At 60.1% G+C, this 16,938-nt stretch carries 15 protein-coding genes; 11 read left to right on the top strand and 4 right to left on the bottom strand.

Annotation, left to right across the window (positions count from 1 at the left end):
* Positions 1-31 precede the first annotated feature (31 nt).
* Positions 32-1,177 carry a PucR family transcriptional regulator gene (locus tag EEB12_RS07905; RefSeq protein WP_019744477.1) on the bottom strand — a complete coding sequence of 382 codons (1,146 nt, stop codon included), beginning with the start codon at positions 1,175-1,177 and terminating at the stop codon, positions 32-34.
* A gap of 82 nt (positions 1,178-1,259) precedes the next feature.
* Between EEB12_RS07905 and EEB12_RS07900 the strand changes: the two genes are divergently transcribed.
* The 9 genes from EEB12_RS07900 (at position 1,260) to EEB12_RS30435 (ending at position 11,387) form a co-directional block, all read left to right on the top strand.
* Entirely contained in the window at positions 1,260-2,045 is a 786-nt protein-coding gene (locus EEB12_RS07900) for an HAD-IIA family hydrolase (protein WP_019744476.1), read from the top strand.
* 81 nt (positions 2,046-2,126) lie between these two features.
* Positions 2,127-2,684: a DUF6764 family protein gene (locus EEB12_RS07895; protein ID WP_019744475.1), complete on the top strand. Its 558-nt coding sequence runs from the start codon at positions 2,127-2,129 to the stop codon at positions 2,682-2,684.
* Positions 2,685-2,957: 273 nt separating this feature from the next.
* Entirely contained in the window at positions 2,958-4,583 is a 1,626-nt protein-coding gene (gene groL / locus EEB12_RS07890) for a chaperonin GroEL (RefSeq protein WP_003941476.1), read from the top strand.
* A 744-nt stretch (positions 4,584-5,327) separates the two neighbouring features.
* The gene (locus EEB12_RS07885) at positions 5,328-6,026 is read left to right on the top strand and encodes a hypothetical protein (protein ID WP_042951134.1); all 699 of its coding nucleotides are present in this window, start codon (positions 5,328-5,330) and stop codon (positions 6,024-6,026) included.
* 714 nt (positions 6,027-6,740) lie between these two features.
* Entirely contained in the window at positions 6,741-6,872 is a 132-nt protein-coding gene (locus tag EEB12_RS30760; protein WP_255246887.1) for a hypothetical protein, read from the top strand.
* Between the two features lie 867 nt (positions 6,873-7,739).
* Complete coding sequence (locus EEB12_RS07875; RefSeq protein WP_141487592.1) at positions 7,740-9,200, top strand: wax ester/triacylglycerol synthase domain-containing protein; 1,461 nt, start codon at positions 7,740-7,742, stop codon at positions 9,198-9,200.
* Positions 9,201-9,336: 136 nt separating this feature from the next.
* The gene (locus tag EEB12_RS07870) at positions 9,337-10,782 is read left to right on the top strand and encodes a wax ester/triacylglycerol synthase domain-containing protein (protein ID WP_141487591.1); all 1,446 of its coding nucleotides are present in this window, start codon (positions 9,337-9,339) and stop codon (positions 10,780-10,782) included.
* Between the two features lie 212 nt (positions 10,783-10,994).
* The gene (locus EEB12_RS07865; protein WP_223304379.1) at positions 10,995-11,180 is read left to right on the top strand and encodes a hypothetical protein; all 186 of its coding nucleotides are present in this window, start codon (positions 10,995-10,997) and stop codon (positions 11,178-11,180) included.
* A 63-nt stretch (positions 11,181-11,243) separates the two neighbouring features.
* The gene (locus EEB12_RS30435; RefSeq protein ID WP_003941503.1) at positions 11,244-11,387 is read left to right on the top strand and encodes a hypothetical protein; all 144 of its coding nucleotides are present in this window, start codon (positions 11,244-11,246) and stop codon (positions 11,385-11,387) included.
* A gap of 93 nt (positions 11,388-11,480) precedes the next feature.
* On the opposite strand, the gene EEB12_RS07860 is transcribed toward EEB12_RS30435, so the two are convergent.
* The gene (locus EEB12_RS07860; RefSeq protein ID WP_003941534.1) at positions 11,481-11,684 is read right to left on the bottom strand and encodes a PspC domain-containing protein; all 204 of its coding nucleotides are present in this window, start codon (positions 11,682-11,684) and stop codon (positions 11,481-11,483) included.
* Positions 11,685-11,829: 145 nt separating this feature from the next.
* Here EEB12_RS07860 and ppk2 point away from each other — a divergent pair, with 145 nt between their 5' ends.
* Together ppk2 and EEB12_RS07850 are read left to right on the top strand one after the other, a co-directional pair.
* Positions 11,830-12,744, top strand: a complete 915-nt coding sequence (gene ppk2 / locus EEB12_RS07855; RefSeq protein ID WP_037129644.1) for a polyphosphate kinase 2 — start codon at positions 11,830-11,832, stop codon at positions 12,742-12,744.
* 51 nt (positions 12,745-12,795) lie between these two features.
* Positions 12,796-13,629, top strand: coding sequence for an alpha/beta fold hydrolase (locus tag EEB12_RS07850; protein WP_020906717.1), 834 nt, complete (start codon positions 12,796-12,798; stop codon positions 13,627-13,629).
* 4 nt (positions 13,630-13,633) lie between these two features.
* On the opposite strand, the gene EEB12_RS07845 is transcribed toward EEB12_RS07850, so the two are convergent.
* Positions 13,634-15,685 carry a prolyl oligopeptidase family serine peptidase gene (locus tag EEB12_RS07845; RefSeq protein ID WP_141487590.1) on the bottom strand — a complete coding sequence of 684 codons (2,052 nt, stop codon included), beginning with the start codon at positions 15,683-15,685 and terminating at the stop codon, positions 13,634-13,636.
* Positions 15,686-15,769: 84 nt separating this feature from the next.
* Complete coding sequence (locus EEB12_RS07840) at positions 15,770-16,786, bottom strand: alpha/beta hydrolase (RefSeq protein ID WP_046378180.1); 1,017 nt, start codon at positions 16,784-16,786, stop codon at positions 15,770-15,772.
* Positions 16,787-16,938: the final 152 nt, after the last annotated feature.

Here is a 16,938-nt window from a genome sequence, read left to right as displayed (position 1 = left end):
GTGGATTCGCACAACGCGCCGCCACGCCTGCTCAGCGAGCGAGTTTGAACTGCAACATGAGAATGAGGCGGGTGTCGGCATCGGTGAGATCGACGCCGCACATCTCCTTGCCTCGACGCAGGCGGTTGCGGAGCGTGTTGGGGTGAACATGCAGTGCGGCAGAAGAATTCGCCACGTCACCGCCGTGCTCGAGAAAGGCCTTTGCCGTCGCGACCAGATCGCTGCCGTGCTGAGAGTCGTGACGTTCGAGGCTTCCGAGTGGTGTGGAGTCGCCGAGTCCGTCGATGATGTCGGCGACGTGCAGGGCGAGTACGGAGGCCAACGTGTCCCTCATTCCCGCGACGGTTCCGCCGGACCGGCCATGACGAAGCGCTCCGAGAACATGGTCGGCGTCCGAGCGCGAAAGATGTGATTCGCTTGCAGACTTCACGGTCCGGCCGACGGCCACTGCCAGGAATTCGCGGCCACGGGCGCGGGTGAGGAAGTCGGCGGACAATCGGCGAGCGTTGGTCTCGTCTGTCGCGATGACAAGGTAGATGGTCTCGGACAGTTGAGCGGCAACGGCGTCGACGGCCAGAGTGTCGAGGTACAAGCTCAAGGACGCGACCAACCCCGCCGGCAGTGGTCCCGCAACGGTTCCGACGGCGACGACGGTGAGCGGGCCTGCCAACCGCAAGTCGTCTGCGGCGCGGAATGCGGGTTCGCCACCACCGATCAGAGCCTGGACGCGCTGGGATTGACGACGGCGTGTGCTGTCGACCCGGTCACGCTCCGAGGCGATTCTCTCGGCCACGACAGATACCGCGGATCGAAGTATCGATTCCTGTGTGGGCGTCGGTGTTCCAGCGAGTGCGACCCAGATCGAGCCGACGGGGTGATCGTTCTCGCGAACTGCGATGACCAGTCGCGGCGTGATCGCAGGGTCTTCGAGATCGACGTAGATGGGGTCGCTCTCTCGGTGGAGGCGATCGAATACTCCTGCATCGGAGAGTAATTGGCGGAATCGGCTGGGTACCTGCCGGCCGAGGATCGTGCCGATGCGAGCTTCGTCCACGGCCTGCTCGCCGCCGGAGTACGCGAGGACAGTCGAGTTCTCGTCCTCGATCGTGACGGGAGCGCCGAGCAATTCGGCCAGAGAACCGGCAACGGAGAAGAGGTCGTCGTCGCGCAGGTCCATGGGTGGGAGCCTACTGAGCGATCGACGGATTTCGGGTTACGACGCCTCGGCAGGACCTCGATGGCGAATATAGGCTGGTGCAATGGCCGACATCGAAGGTGTTCTGTTCGATATCGACGGAGTCCTGCTCACGTCCTGGCAGCCGATCGAGGGAGCAGGGGAAGCAGTACGCGAAGTTCGGCGGCGCGGATTGGCCTGTGGATTTCTGACCAACACAACCTCGCGCAGTTCGACGCTCATCGCGCAGGGGTTGTGCGACGCCGGTATCGAGGTCGAGGCGAGCCAGATAGTTACTGCCGCCAGGCTCACAGGGGAGTACGTGCGGGCGACCTACCCGGACGCGCGGGCGTGGGTCCTCAATCACGGTGACGTGTCTGCCGATCTCGAGGGAATCGAATTCGACGACGCCGATCCGGAGGTCGTGATTCTCGGCGGCGCCGGCCCGGAGTTCAGCCACGAGGCGCTGAGCCGAGTGCTCGAACTTCTGCTCGCCGGTGTGCCCGTCGTCGCGATGCACCGCGGGATGATGTGGGAGACCGTAGACGGCCTTCGGATCGACACCGGAACGTACTTGCCGGGCTTCGAGGAAGTGGCAGGTGTAAATATCGCCGCAGTGGGTAAACCGTCTCTCACGGGGTTCCTGACAGCCACGGAGCTGATGCATGTCGAACCTGAGGCGACGGTGATGGTCGGCGACGACCTGATCGGGGACGTCCTCTCCTCACAGCGGGTCGGCCTGACCGGAGTTCTGGTGCGCACAGGCAAGTTTCGGCAAACAGTGCTCGACCTGTCGGTTCAGAAGCCTGATCATGTCATCGATTCGGTCGCGGATCTTCCGGCCCTTCTCGGGGTCGTCCTCGAGGCTTGACCAGGCGGGGGTGACGGACTTCACTCGAGCGGGTACTCTCGCGCCCGAATCCAATGAACTTGTTCCACGAAGGAGTTTTCTATGCCCTTGATCTCGTCAGTCTGGTTCCGTCGCTCATCCTCTCGAGTCAGCGGAATTTCCAGTAGTCGGTTGGGGGGCCGCCTGGCGAGAACAGGGGCTGTGATGACTGTAGGTATGGGGCTCGCCGCCGGGCTGGCGCTGACCGGTGCGGGAGCTGCTTCGGCAGCCCCCGTCACGTGTGTCTCGCCGCCGTCGGCCAATGACATCCAGGTCTCCGAGACCGCGAGCTGCGGCGCGCAGTCCGTCGGAGCCGGCCGTTCGCAGGCCGGTGCTGCCGAGAGCGGTACCGCTGTGAGCGTCGCCGCCGACAACGGCTACTCCAATTCATATGCAAACGGCTTCGGAACCGCGCTGGGGGCTTCTCGCGGTAACGGTCAGGCGCAGGCATTTGCGCTCGGCGGCGGTATCGCGCGGGCCGGGGCGGCTGACGGCAACGTCACCTTCGCCATCGCCGGTTACGGAGCGGGCGCTACGGCCGATGCCAACGGCGTCGACTGCGTCGGAGTGCTCTCGTTTGCGGTCAATTTGAGTAACGGACAGTTCTGCATCGCGGGCTGAGGCTCAACCTTGCACTCGGCACGCTCGAGTGCTAAAAATGCAGTTGGCACTCGCGAACCGTGAGTGCCAGGTCGAGGCAGTGAGACCGGGAACCATAGACACCCCCGGTCGTCCGTCGCGGGCACTGACTAGACCACAGGCGTAGATGGGTGACCAGGCAAATCGGTCGCCCGTGTAATGAGGTGACTGGTCAAACGGTCGCCTTGTGCCGATGAGGTGACCCGACGAGCGGTCACCTTGTGTGTCACCCCCTATCCGGAGGATCACTTCGCAATGGCAAAGATCATCGCGTTCGACGAAGAGGCACGTCGTGGCCTCGAGCGAGGCCTCAACGCCCTCGCCGACGCTGTCAAGGTGACGTTGGGCCCCAAGGGTCGCAACGTCGTTCTCGAAAAGAAGTGGGGCGCCCCCACGATCACCAACGATGGTGTTTCCATCGCCAAGGAGATCGAACTCGACGACCCGTACGAGAAGATCGGCGCCGAGCTCGTCAAGGAGGTCGCCAAGAAGACTGACGACGTCGCTGGCGACGGCACCACCACCGCTACCGTTCTCGCACAGGCTCTGGTCCGTGAAGGCCTGCGCAACGTCGCAGCCGGCGCGAACCCGCTCGGCCTCAAGCGCGGCATCGAGAAGGCTGTCGAGGCTGTCACAGCTCGCCTGCTCGAGACCGCCAAGGAGATCGACACCAAGGAGCAGATCGCTGCTACCGCCGGTATTTCCGCCGGCGACCCGTCCATCGGTGAGCTCATCGCCGAGGCTATGGACAAGGTCGGCAAGGAAGGCGTCATCACGGTCGAGGAGTCCAACACCTTCGGCCTGCAGCTCGAGCTCACCGAGGGCATGCGCTTCGACAAGGGCTACATCTCGGCGTACTTCGCCACCGATGCAGAGCGTCAGGAAGCCGTCCTCGAAGACGCGTACATCCTGCTCGTCAGCTCCAAGATCTCCACGGTCAAGGACCTGCTGCCCCTGCTGGAGAAGGTCATCCAGTCCGGCAAGCCGCTCCTGATCATCGCCGAGGACGTCGAGGGCGAAGCTCTCTCCACCCTCGTGGTCAACAAGATCCGTGGCACCTTCAAGTCTGTTGCCGTCAAGGCTCCCGGCTTCGGTGACCGTCGTAAGGCTCAGCTCGCCGACATCGCCATCCTCACCGGTGGCGAGGTCATCAGCGAAGAGGTCGGACTCTCCTTGGAGACCGCAGGCCTCGAGCTCCTCGGCCAGGCACGCAAGGTCGTCATCACCAAGGACGAGACCACCATCGTCGAGGGTGCCGGCGACGCCGACGCAATCGCCGGTCGTGTCAGCCAGATCCGCGCCGAGATCGAGAACAGCGACTCGGATTACGACCGTGAGAAGCTGCAGGAACGTCTGGCCAAGCTGGCCGGCGGCGTTGCAGTCATCAAGGCCGGCGCTGCTACCGAGGTCGAGCTCAAGGAGCGCAAGCACCGCATCGAAGATGCAGTGCGTAACGCAAAGGCAGCCGTCGAAGAGGGCATCGTCGCCGGTGGTGGCGTTGCACTTCTCCAGGCAGCTCCCGCACTGGACGACCTCAAGCTCGAAGGTGACGAGGCAACCGGCGCGAACATCGTTCGCGTTGCACTGTCCGCTCCGCTCAAGCAGATCGCATTCAACGCAGGCCTCGAGCCCGGCGTTGTTGCGGACAAGGTCTCCAACCTGCCCGCAGGTCACGGCCTCAACGCTGCGACCAACGAGTACGGCGACCTGCTCGCTGCAGGCATCAACGACCCGGTCAAGGTCACCCGCTCGGCATTGCAGAACGCAGCGTCCATCGCGGCTCTGTTCCTGACGACCGAAGCCGTTGTCGCTGACAAGCCCGAGAAGGCCGGAGCGCCTGCAGGCGATCCGACCGGCGGCATGGGCGGCATGGACTTCTGAGTCCATCTCCACCTAGCTCCTAGAGCCCGGCCCACCATTCGGTGGGCCGGGCTTTTGCTTGTCTGGAGACGGCATCCTAACAGCGGTCAATCGCATCGGTTCACGACCGTTGGACAAGTTCTTTAGTGCTAAAACTTTAGTGCCAACATATCCAACAAATGATTGAATTAAGTAAGGCTTTAGTGTGAAATTAACTAGTTCTTTTGGTGGAAAAATGCAACTAAAATAGAATATTTCCGACAATCTTCACAAAACTGATACATGTTGCAGTGATCTGGGTTACAGTATTGCGCATCGAGGAGGAAAGTTCCGGTCTGAAGCAATTGAAATGTATCGAAGCAGATGGCTTCATGTCTACGCCTTTTGGTGTATACAAGTACTATTCGCTACGGGTTGCAAATTTCAATTTCCCGAAATCGTGATTGAAATATTTGCGGGAACGATTCGTTGCTCAGCGCATATAATGGAATATTTATCTCTGGCGTCTTCGGCCGGATGGTGAAGCTTATCTAATATTGTTGTTAAATTCTTCACGATACAGGTGAGTTTAATGAATGGATCCACTGCGTGTTGATTAAAGGCTCGGAGTGGGTGACTGCATCTGTTGCCATTTCCGACTCGGCTATGAGTCGATGACTTCCACCCGGGATATCCGCGGGTAGGGGGAACTGACGACACGGAACGCTGCGAGCGTAACCGCGTCGGACAGGCAGTTCGATCAAACCGCCTTACGAGGAAATAGGAGTGAAGAACATGACTGTATCACTGGCGCGACGTACTACGATTGGTCTCGCAGCGGTAGCTGCATCAGCAGGTTTGGTGTTCGCGGCCGTTGCTCCGGCGTCGGCAACAGCGGGGCCCACGACAACAAGCTTTAAGAACGCGTGTTGGGCCGGTTCACCTGGAAATGTTGCGCAGTTGGAAAACCTTTCTGTCACCGTTGACCATACGGTCGTTGCGCCGGCCGGTCAGCCGAATACCTACACAATCCAATTCGGGGACCAGACTACGCCGAGCTCGTTCCCGGGTTATACTTTCAAGGGATTGAGTGATATTCAGTACAAGCTCTCGTACAATACCGCGACGTTGACAAGTGCGACCAAGACGAGTTCGGGTACGAATATCAGTTCGGGTAGTCCTACTGTTTCGGCTTCAGGCGGAATTATTACTCTTGGGAAGTTTGGAGTCGGCCCGAGCACGACATTCAAGGCACCTCAGATCACCGTTGTGACGACGTCTCCGGTGTTCGATGTAAAACTCTCTACTTCGGGAACCGCGGCCGAGTTCGGTAACTTTGCGAATAACTACTTCAGCTTCAAGGCGAACGGAGTAGCCGTTGTGATTCCAGTCAGTGCATCTACCTCTTGCGTTCCGTCTGACGACATCACGGGGGCGGTTGGAAGTTACCCGGCACTCAATGCGGGCGCCGGCACGCTTCACTAACATTGGATGCTCTGTCTCCGTCGTGAATTAGTCTAATTGGTCGCGGCGGTGATATGCGGCGAGAACGTGGCCGTCCGTGCAAATTGGCACAGGCGGTCACGTCTCTCGGTCAGCTGTGGTGCGCGGCTGTGGACTTGGTTTCCTCCACAGACATTCCTGTGCTCAGATCATTTGGTGATCCAGCAACGTGGATTCAATCTTATTGGCAGTCATAGCCGTTCGGACTCGGATGGTTGAGAGCTAGCACTTTTGTCGGTGCGTCGGAGTTGAAACGTCCTCTAGTACTAGTACTTTCGCGGGACGTTTTCACCTTCGGATTGCGTAGTCGAACGGTATTGGTAGACAGATCGATTGCACTCGTCGGCAGATACGTTGCAGTGTGTAGTGCCGCGTTGCCGAAGCTATTGAGTGCGGTGTGTTGATGGATTTCAGTAGAAATTGTGGCCGGCTCGGGCCCGCGACCTGCAAAAATGGAACAGGTTTCAGAAAGCTTCAAAATGTTTAGCCGAAAGTTCCCCAAATCGGGCTCTTCTGCACTACCTTGATGTCACCCCACAGCCGCGAAAGGGCGCGTACGCCCCGAAGAATATCGGTTACCTGGTTTGCAAAATCTTTCTCTCTGCTGCTCGGACCAGTTCTTTGTGGGCTACTGCAAGCGGTCCGATGTAAACGTCCTATGAGTAATCCAAGACCTACGAAAGGGTGGGAATCAGTATGATCGTCATGTTCCTCCAAGCGACTGCGCAATTGTTCACCGATCTGCTGGCCAACACATGGAGCGGGTCGATGCTGCCGGGCGTAGAGGCCGGCACAGGCTCGTTGGTATCCGCTATCGAACTCAGCTGATCGATAGTTTCAATTTCCGAGGATCTTTCTGACAGTGGGAGTGAATGATGGGTAGTTTGGGATCGGTCGCTGATGTGCTCGAAGGCGAAATGGGAGGGTTGATCAAGTCGGTCATTGCGGGCATCATTTTCGCGCCGATAATGTCGTCGATCGACCTGGGGTGGCAGGTTCCCCCTCTGCCGTAATTCGGAATCGTCAAGACCCGCGTGTTTGGATAACGGCCACGCAGATCTGATGGACTCCGCTGTTTTCTTTTCGAAACCCGAACGAACGAATTCCAAGGAGTGTGGAAGTACAGTGGATACAGCAAGTTTGATCGACGCGGTCGGCAGTATTGACGCGAACTCGGTCCAGTTGCCTTTGGCGGCTCTCAAGGGAATTATCGAGGGAGTTTTCGCAGCTATCTCTTCTTTCATTGAACTGGGTGTCACAGGATCCGCTGCGTCAGCCGGATCGATCCAATCCGGCCTCGGCTCCATAGCCGGCACCTAATCCGAAGAGGAGAAAGAAATGTTGAACGGATCATTGACGTACCTGTCCGATCTCGTCAGTTTCGGGTCGGTTGATCTCGTGGGCACGATCGGGAAATACCTGAACGCGCTTTCGTCCTTCCCAGTGTGATGAAAGGAAATGCACAATGCTTGAAAGATACCTGACTTCGATCGTGCAATGGGTTATCGACACAGCGGGCCTCACCTCCGCCGGAAGCAAGATGCTTCAGAATCCGAAGTAGGAAATTCTTGGTGGAGTCTGAATTGGAATACGCCACCGAGTCCGAATGATCCCCGAGGCTGACGTACGCCTCGGGGATCATTCGGTTTCGAGTTCCAGTCACGATTACCGATGCAGTGAGACGAGGTAGTGTCGATGCGATTGCCCAGCAAATTTGCGGTGCAGTTGGCGCGGTTGAGCCCGCGTGATACCGATTTCATCTACAACGAGGCGGACGGCCATCTGGGGCATTTGATAGGGGTGTATTTCTTCGATACTTCTCAGCGCCCTGAGTCGGAGTTCTCGCGCGAGCAAGCAGTCGAATGGGTGACCGCACGGCTCGGCCACCATCGCATGTTCACCCACAAGGTAGGTCGTATCCCGCTCGGACTCGATCATCCGTACTGGATGCCAGTCAATGACTTCGACATCCGTGACCACGTACACGTCACAGACCTCACGGAGCCTGGTTGGGCGTCACTCGAGAAGCCTTTGAGTGCTTTGATGACTTCACGGATGGACTTGACCCGTCCGCCATGGGAGTTGCACTTCTTCAACGGAATCGAAGGTCTCGACGATCTGGACGGGAGGCTGACCGCCGTAGTGCTCAAGTCCCACCACAGCGCAGCGGATGGGATAGCAATCCGGATGTTGGGTGAATCCATCTTCTCGGGCGAAGAGCGAGCCGCCCGACACGTTCCAGCACCTCGACTATTGAAGGTGCGTGTACTCCTCGAATCGTTGGCGAGCATTCCCAGCCAGATGTTCAGATTCGCCTTGAGCGTTCCAGGGAATCGCGCTGCTCAACGAAGTGCGAACGCGGCCCAATCGGCCGGTGAATGGGTCGAGAGCCTCAACGAACGTCCGGCTACCAGGTTCAACGGCAAAGTCAGCGGATCGGGAACGCTGCAGCAATTAACCCTTCCCGGTGCCGTAATCGGTGGGGTCAAACACGCGGTTCCAGGCGCCACTGTCAACGATGTTCTCCTGGCGATCGTCGGTGGTGCGCTGTCGCGGTATCTGACAGAAAATGGTGAGCCGCCAGGGGGATCCTTGGTGGCAATGGTGCCTCGCTCGATGCGCAAGGTCGAGGAGTGGCAGTCTGCCAATCAACTGGTGACCTTGTCAGTCGATATGCACACGTCCGTTGCGGCGCCGCTGGAACGATTGGCACTCATCGCGCAATCCTCGCGTTCGGAGAAGGTACGCACTTCCCACCCTGCCACGCGCCGTGTGGACGCCGCGATCGAAACGGCGCCGGCATTCCTGCTGAGATTCATTGCTTTTGCGCGAAGTAGGAATTCCCACGATGTCACTCGTCCCCGCTACCAGCACACAATGGTGAGCAATATTCCGCTCTCTGTTGAAGGGCTGACGTTGAACGGTGCACCGGGTGCAGCCGTGCTGGCAACCCAGCCCCCGGTTGACGGCGACGGGCTACGGCATTTCATGGTCGCCGCAGCAGGTGGGGGACTGACCCTCAACGTCATCGCGGATACCGCGACCATGCCCGATCTCCACCATTACATCGAACTACTGCGAGCAAGTTTCGATGATTTGGCGGCGGCAGCCGCGATGCATACTGCGGATTCACCTGACCAAGAGGTTGCCTCCTGATCGATCGGAATCGCAGGCACCTTCTCTGATTGCTGGATCCGGTGATACCCAACGATTCCGAGCAGAACCCAGAGGATATGCATGTCGGCTCGCTACAATTCGGACATTCGTTCAGCGTCGGAATTGAGGGGCATGCATGATCTTTCGGAACTCGTTGCCAGCCGCGGTATCTCAGATGGGACCGCGAGACGCGGAGTTCGTCTACAACGAGTCCGGCGGACATCTGAGCCACATGGTCTGCGCCTACTTCTTCGACACGACGGGCCATCCGCTCGCAGAGATGACGCACGACGACGCGGTTCGGTGGATCACCGAAAGATTCGGGTACTGGCCACTGTTCACGAGTCGACTCCAGCGAGTTCCGCTGGATCTGGACTATCCCTATTGGGTCCCGGCCGATTTCGACGTCGATGATCACGTGCACGTCCATCGTGCCCCTGTTGCCGGGTGGGCGCCGGTTCGTGAATTGCTCGGGCGCTCGCTCGGGGAGCCGATGGACCTGTCCCGGCCGCCCTGGGAGTTGCACGTCATGACCGGAGTGCACGGGATCGACGAGCTGCCGGGCAATCTGACGCTGATCATGCTCAAGACCCACCACGGGGCCGGTGACGGTCTGGCGATCCGCGATCTGACCAACCTTCTGTTCTCCGGTCCGCCGAAACCGGAGACGAAGCGTGCCGGCTCAGGGCTTTCGTCGCTGGATTTGATCGGGCGCACGGTCGTCGGTTTGCCCGGCCAGGCGATCCGCTTCGGCCGGGGTCTGTCCGTGACAAAGGTTGCGGCCGAGACGGTTCGGGAGGCGGAAGAGACCGGAGAGCTGCCTACGTACTCGGCCGACCGCCTACCGACCCGATTCAACGGCGTGCTGGGTGGAGACATCACGATCGATTTCCTGACGCTGGACGGCGCAGACATCAAAGCGATCCGAGCGGCCGTTCCGGACGTGACGGTCAACGACATCTTCCTGACCGTCGTCGCCGGTGCTCTCGACGCATACCTGTCGGAAAAGGGCGAGAAGTCGGCCAGTGGGTTGGCGGCGATGGTTCCCCGATCGATGCGGCAGATAGCCGAATGGGAATCGGCCAACCAACTGGCGCTGTTGACGGTCGATCTGCACACGGACGTCGAAGATCCGGTCGAGCGGCTGACACTGATCAGGGATTCGGCGCTGATGGCAAAGGGGCGGAGTTCACACCCAGCCATCCGTCGTTACGGCACGCGCATCGAAACCTCGCCTGCGGCTCTGCTCAGACTCACCGGTCTCTCGCGCCGGCTCAACAAGCTGGACCCTTCGCACAAGGTCATTCAGAACACGACGATCAGCAATGTCCCGGTATCGGTCGACGGCAATGTCTTCGAGGGTGCGCCGGCGGTGGCAGTTCTCGGCGGGCAGGCGCCGGTCGACGGAGACATTCTGCGCCACTTCCTCATTGCCGCGCGTGGAGGTTCTCTGACGCTCAATGTCATCGTCTCGCAAGAGACGATGCCGGATATCGAGCACTACGTCGAATTGTTGCGGGTGGGGTTCACGACGCTTTTGCAGGCAGTTTCTGACCAAAATCGTGAGGTAGTCGAACGATAAAGTGCAACTTGCGTCGGAACTTGTGGTGAATCGACGATTTGTGTTCGGGAAATTTCTGTCGAATTCATCCTAATTAAGGTAATTGTCCGTAGTGGTGTCGAGTCGTTATCTCGCGGATTAATGTGACTGTCGACACGTCGAGTGTCTACCGCCGGACTGGTTCGATAATCGTCACCGACGGTAAAAAGAATCACCTACGCGAGGAGCTGAACATGGGTTCGTTGATGGATATTCTCGGTGGTCCGAATGGGGACGGTGCACCGATGCAGGCTTTGCTGACAATGCTGCTGGGATTGGACAATGTCGGTGCAAACCTCTTCGGTTCACTGGCTGACACCGCCGGTGGAATCTTCGGATCTCTCGACACCCTCAGCTTTACGCCGCCTGTCGTTCCCTGAGTTTTCTGATCGGCGTCATTTGCTCGTCCCAAGTGAACCACTGAACATCTAAAGGAGAACGTCATGCTTGAAGGATCTGTCATGGACGCTGCCGGCTCAGTCGGTGCGATCATCGGTCAGGGGTTGGGCAGCGTCAGTGGCCTGGCCGTCAAGGGTCTCGAGGCCCTCGCTGCGCTCAGCGGTGGAGAGTTGAAGGCCGCCAAGTAGATTGTCGATTTCGGGGCCTGCTCGTGTTGGCGCGTAGGCCCCGAAATACCTTTTGTCGGCGCGTAATTCTCGCCATGTCAGGTGCCGGAATTCTCAACCTAACGGCATGAGCATCCAGGCGGCGAGATATACCAAAGCCGCGGTTCCGCCCGTGCAAATAGCGGCGATAACGGCGAGTAGACGGACAAGATTGACGTCGGCGCCGAAGTAATCTGCAATTCCGCCGCACACTCCGGCGAACATTTTCTTGTCGTTGGAACGGGTGAAGGGGCGAGGTGTGTTGCTTTCAAATGTCATGCTTCAATTCTGAAGCGAGATGACGCCGCGCACCATCGGGGACGACCCCCATCTGCACCCTGATCTTTTGAGGCCGCCGTGTCATACCCCGGTAGTTCATCCCAGCTTCACCGAACAGTTGCTGCGGGATACTAACTTGTCGGCGGTGACCGATTTAGCAGAACGCCGACCGTTCCTCAGCGCCTTCGCGGATCTCTCGACCGCCGTCGATCTGGCCGACACCGCCGCCTTCACCGTCGACGACAATGACGACGACGATCCGGTGCTGCTGACGTCGCCGGACGGTTTCGAGGTCGACACCTGGCGGGAGGGCTACCCGTACGAGGCACGGATGCCTCGGGACGAGTACGAAATGTCCAAGCGTCTGCTGCAGATCGAACTCCTCAAGCTGCAGAACTGGTCGAAGGAAACCGGCGCACGGCACGCCATCGTGTTCGAAGGACGCGACGCTGCCGGCAAGGGCGGAACGATCAAACGATTCATGGAGCACCTCAATCCTCGAGGCGCTCGCGTCGTGGCGCTGGAGAAGCCGTCGGCCCGCGAGTCGACGCAGTGGTACTTCCAGCGCTATGTGCAGCACCTTCCCGCCGCTGGGGAACTGGTGATGTTCGATCGGTCTTGGTACAACCGGGCCGGGGTCGAGCGGGTCATGGGCTTCTGCACCGACGAGGAGCACGAGCGTTTTCTGCGCCAGGTGCCGTTGTTCGAGCAGATGCTCGTCGACGACGGCATCAGCTTGATCAAGTTCTGGTTCTCGGTTTCACCGCTGGAGCAGCGCACGCGGTTCGCGATCAGACAGGTCGATCCCGTTCGGCAGTGGAAGCTTTCGCCGATGGACATCGCTTCTCTGGACAAGTGGGATGCGTACACGGCGGCGAAGGAAGAGATGATTCGGTTCACCGATACCGACACCGCTCCGTGGACCGTCATCAAGAGCAATGACAAGAAACGCGCGCGGATAAACGCGATGCGTCACGTGCTCAGTCAGTTCGATTACGACAACAAGGATTACGAGATCGTGGGTACTCCGGATCCGCTGATCGTGGGAAGCCTCGAATAGTCGGCGCGTGGGCTCTGCCCATCCGCGGCGTGGGTGGTTAGTGTGAGTTGAATGGAGACCGTACCGATCCAACTCCCCGACGGCACCGTGACCCCGATCCGTCTGTTTCCCGGACCGAACGACGACGCACCCGTGGTGGTGATGTTGCCCGGGCTCGGAGTTCCCGCCGGGTTCTACGATCCGGTGGCGCAGGCCCTGGTCGAAGCCGGCTTCAATGCGGCCATCGGTGAACTGCGTGGCCAAGGTGACAGCAAACCGCGCCCGAGCGCGTCGAGTGTTTTCGGATATCAGGAACTGGTCTCGATCGATTGTCCGGCGACGTTCGAGGTGGTGCGTGAGCGGTTTCCGGCCAGCACACCATTTCTGATGGGGCACAGCATGGGCGGCCAGATCGGGGTCATGTACGCGTCCAGGATTCGGGGCCGGCTCGGCGGACTGATCCTGGTTGCCTCCGGATCGCCGTATCACCGCGGATTCCCCGGAATCCGTGCGCCCGGACTCTATCTGGGTTCGTCCGCGATGTCGGTGACAGCCAACATCGCCGGCTTCTGGCCGGGAGACCGGGTCAACGTCGGCGGCTTCGGTCGACAGTCGAAAGTTCTGATCACCGATTGGGCCCGGTTCGCCAGGACCGGTCGCATGGAACCCGTCGGTGCGGATATCGACTACGAGGAGCGGATCGCCCGCCTGACCTTGCCGGTTCTGTCGATCACGATCGAAGGGGACGATCTCGCTCCACGCCGGTCGGCAAAGAACCTGGTGGACAAGCTCTCCGGGGCCCAAGTGACGATGACGCACATCGACGAACCACTCGGTCACAACGGTTGGATACGCAATCCCACCGCTGTGAGCGAGCGCGTCGTCGCGTGGTTGCGCGACCGCTGAAAGATCAGCCGAGTTTCTGCCAGAGGAACTCGTAGGTCAGCGCAGTTTTGAAGGCCAGCTGAGCATTGTCCGCGGCGCCGCCGTGGCCACCCTCGATGTTCTCGAAATACAGCACCGGCTTGCCCAGCTCTTCCAGCCGTGCGGCCATCTTGCGGGCATGCGCGGGGTGGACGCGGTCGTCGCGGGTGGACGTCGCGATCAGGATCGGTGGGTACGACGCGGCGGCGTCGATGTTCTGATACGGCGAGTACTCCGAGATGAATGCCCACTCCTCCGGGACATCGGGGTCACCGTATTCGGCCATCCAGGACGCGCCGGCCAGCAGGAGATGGAATCGGCGCATGTCCAGCAGCGGGACCTGGCAGACGATGGCGCCGAAGAGTTCGGGGTACTTGGTCAGCATGATGCCCATCAGCAGGCCGCCGTTGCTTCCGCCCTGAGCTGCCAGAAGATCCGGGGTCGTGATTCCGCGATCGACGAGGTCTCTCGCGACGGCAGCAAAGTCTTCGTGCACCTTGTGGCGCCCGGCCTTGAGAACCTGTGTGTGCCAACCGGGTCCGTACTCGCCGCCACCACGAATGTTCGCAACCACATAGGTGCCGCCCTGCGTCAGCCAGGCACGGCCCAGAGAACCGCTGTACGACGGTGTCAGCGAGATCTCGAATCCGCCGTACCCGTAGAGCAGGGTAGGGCCGGGCTCGCTACGCGGACTGCGCACCACGAAGTACGGAACTTGGGTGTCGTCGGCAGAGGTGGCGAAGAACTGCTCCGTGGTGATGCCCTCGGCGTCGAAGAACGCGGGAGCCTGCTTGAGGGCAGTGGGTTCGGTTTCGCCGATCACGCCGTGCAAAAGAGTTGCAGGGGAGGTGTATCCGCTCGAGTTGACGAAGTATTCATTGCTGACATCGGGGTCGGTGTCGAGAATTTCGATACTGGTCAGTTCTGGAAGCCCTTCGAAAGGTCGATCCTCCCAGCCGTTTTCGCCCGGCGTCAGGATTTGCAGCGTCGTGCGCACGTCGGTCAGGACCACCAGAATCAGATGATCGCGTGTCCAGGTGTAGTGCTCGAGCGAGGAATGTGCGTCGGGTTCGAAGATCGATGTCAGTGCTCGTGAGCCGGCAAGGAAATCGTCGTAACGGATGGCAAGCAGTGCGCCGGTCGGATATTCGGTGTCCTCGACGGCCCACACGGACTTGGTGCGGATCAACAACCACTCGTGGTGAATCGAGATCCCGGCGTCCTCGGGGACGTCCACGAGCACCAGTTCACCGTCGGGGCGAACTTCGAAATGCTGAGAGTTGTAGAAATCGACCGAGCGAGTGACGAAGTCTCGTTCGAACCCGGGCGTCGGATCGTGCGAAGCCGAGATGGCCACGTCCGTGGCCTGGCCCTCGTAGACGGTCTCGGCGCTGGAGAGGGGAGTGCCGCGCTTCCACCGCTGGGCCAGACGGGGATATCCGGAATCGGTGAGCGACCCTGGTCCGATATCCGTTCCGACGTAGACGGTATCGATGTCGATCCAGTCGATGTCGGTCTTGGCCTCGGGAAGGTAGAAGCCGGGGTTCTCGCCCTCGGGAGCGAGGAACTCGCGCTTGTCGATATCGAACTCGCGAACGACCGCCGCGTCTGCCCCGCCGCGGGAGAGGCTGATCAATGCACGGTTGCGGTGTGGCCGTAGAAGTTGCGTGCCCTTCCAGACCCAGTTCTCGCCCTCGGCCTCGGCCAGGGCGTCGAGGTCGACGAGGACGTCCCATTCCGGGTCGTCGGTGACGTACTGATCGAACGTCGTGCGTCGCCACAATCCGCGAACGTGGGTGCTGTCGCGCCAGAAGTTGTAGAGGAACTCACCTCGACGGCGGACGTAGGGGATTCGCGCGTCGGTATCGAGGATCTCGCGCACGTCGCTCTGCAGTCGATCGAAGCGCTCGTTGTCGGTGAGCTGCTCCTCGGTCACGGCATTGTGCTGACGGACCCAATCGAGTGCAGACTCACCGGTCACGTCTTCGAGCCAGAGGTAGGGGTCGTCGCCGGTGGTGGGCTGCTGATCGGAAGTCATACGTCCATTCTTACTGCTCGCTCCCGACAGCACTCGACCCCGCTCCCGAAACACTGGAGCCGGGTCGAGTGAGAACGAATCGGGTCAGACGCCCAGGGAGTGAGCGAGCATCGGCCAGGAGTTGTGGAGATCGTCCTGCCAGTAGCCCCACGAGTGGGTGCCGGTCGGCTTGAAGTCGAAGGTGGCCGGGATCTTCAGATCGCTCAGGCGGTAGGCGAGGTTGTGGGTGCAGTAGTTGACCGCTGCCTCGATGACGCCGCCGACGATCGCCTGGTTGGCGAGCGCACCGACCTGACCGTTGATCGCGGGGTTGGCGAGAGTGTCGTGTGGGCCGGGGAGTCCCGAGCCGGTGGAGACGTAGAGCTCGGTGCCGCGGAGCTTCTCGGCGTTGAGGACCGGATCGTTGTCCTTCCAGCCCTGACCGTCGAGCGGGCCCCACATGTTGGTGATGTCAGCTCCGCCGCGGGTACCTGTGACAAGTTCGATCGCACTCTGACCGACGGGGGTGCTGGTCTCAGCGCATCCGCTGTACGCGCCGACGCCCTTGTAGAGGCCGGGAGCCGCGATGGCGAGGTTGAGGACCGAGGTCGCGGTCATGGAGATCGCGGAGATCGACTGGACCTTGTTGGTATTGAACTCGGCGTCGATGACGGGCGGGAGTTCCTGGGTCAGGAACGTCTGCCACTTCTGGCGACCGAGAACCGGATCGTCGTTCACCCAGTCGGTGTAGTAGCTGAATGCGCCTTCGAGTGGAGTGACGACGTTGACGTTCTTGTCTTGGAAGAAGTTCATGACGTCGGTCTTGCGTTGCCAGGTCGCCGAGTCTTCGCCGCCGCCTGCACCGTTGAGCAGGTAGAGCGTCGGGCGGGGTTCGCTGCCATCTGCTGGGAGGATGACCTCGAGCGGGATGTTGCGATCCATCGCCGGGGAGAAGACCGAGATGGTGACCTTGCGGTCGCCGGTCTTGGTGTTGCTCACGACGTGCGATCCGGACGTGTCACCGCCCGCAGAAGCTGTCGCCGGACTGATCAGCATCGGCAGCACCGTGGCCACTGCGAGAGCTGCGATCACACTGCCACGCTTGAAAATTCGAGCACGCATACGTTCGGATCCTCCACCTGAATGTCTTCGGATCCGGAACGGATCGAAGTGCCTGTGAGCCCTTACTGGAACAGGTTCACTTTTTGTTATGTGTCAGTAAAGCAGAGCGGGCGCAGAAAGTGACGCGATTCGATTGCCTGACAATTGAATTG

It is taken from the genome of Rhodococcus sp. WS1 (assembly GCF_003797745.1).
In the GTDB taxonomy this organism is placed as follows: domain Bacteria; phylum Actinomycetota; class Actinomycetes; order Mycobacteriales; family Mycobacteriaceae; genus Rhodococcus_F; species Rhodococcus_F erythropolis.
This window is presented reverse-complemented; position numbering and strand designations above follow the sequence as displayed.

What these genes read in the sequence shown, in the direction of transcription:
- EEB12_RS07905 (WP_019744477.1), bottom strand. Translation starts at nt 1,177, where the DNA reads ATGGACCTGCGCGACGACGACCTCTTCTCCGTTGCCGGTTCTCTGGCC.
- EEB12_RS07900 (WP_019744476.1), top strand. Translation starts at nt 1,260, where the DNA reads ATGGCCGACATCGAAGGTGTTCTGTTCGATATCGACGGAGTCCTGCTC.
- EEB12_RS07895 (WP_019744475.1), top strand. Translation starts at nt 2,127, where the DNA reads ATGCCCTTGATCTCGTCAGTCTGGTTCCGTCGCTCATCCTCTCGAGTC.
- groL (WP_003941476.1), top strand. Translation starts at nt 2,958, where the DNA reads ATGGCAAAGATCATCGCGTTCGACGAAGAGGCACGTCGTGGCCTCGAG.
- EEB12_RS30760 (WP_255246887.1), top strand. Translation starts at nt 6,741, where the DNA reads ATGATCGTCATGTTCCTCCAAGCGACTGCGCAATTGTTCACCGATCTG.
- EEB12_RS07875 (WP_141487592.1), top strand. Translation starts at nt 7,740, where the DNA reads ATGCGATTGCCCAGCAAATTTGCGGTGCAGTTGGCGCGGTTGAGCCCG.
- EEB12_RS07870 (WP_141487591.1), top strand. Translation starts at nt 9,337, where the DNA reads ATGATCTTTCGGAACTCGTTGCCAGCCGCGGTATCTCAGATGGGACCG.
- EEB12_RS07865 (WP_223304379.1), top strand. Translation starts at nt 10,995, where the DNA reads ATGGGTTCGTTGATGGATATTCTCGGTGGTCCGAATGGGGACGGTGCA.
- EEB12_RS30435 (WP_003941503.1), top strand. Translation starts at nt 11,244, where the DNA reads ATGCTTGAAGGATCTGTCATGGACGCTGCCGGCTCAGTCGGTGCGATC.
- EEB12_RS07860 (WP_003941534.1), bottom strand. Translation starts at nt 11,684, where the DNA reads ATGACATTTGAAAGCAACACACCTCGCCCCTTCACCCGTTCCAACGAC.
- EEB12_RS07850 (WP_020906717.1), top strand. Translation starts at nt 12,796, where the DNA reads ATGGAGACCGTACCGATCCAACTCCCCGACGGCACCGTGACCCCGATC.
- EEB12_RS07845 (WP_141487590.1), bottom strand. Translation starts at nt 15,685, where the DNA reads ATGACTTCCGATCAGCAGCCCACCACCGGCGACGACCCCTACCTCTGG.
- EEB12_RS07840 (WP_046378180.1), bottom strand. Translation starts at nt 16,786, where the DNA reads ATGCGTGCTCGAATTTTCAAGCGTGGCAGTGTGATCGCAGCTCTCGCA.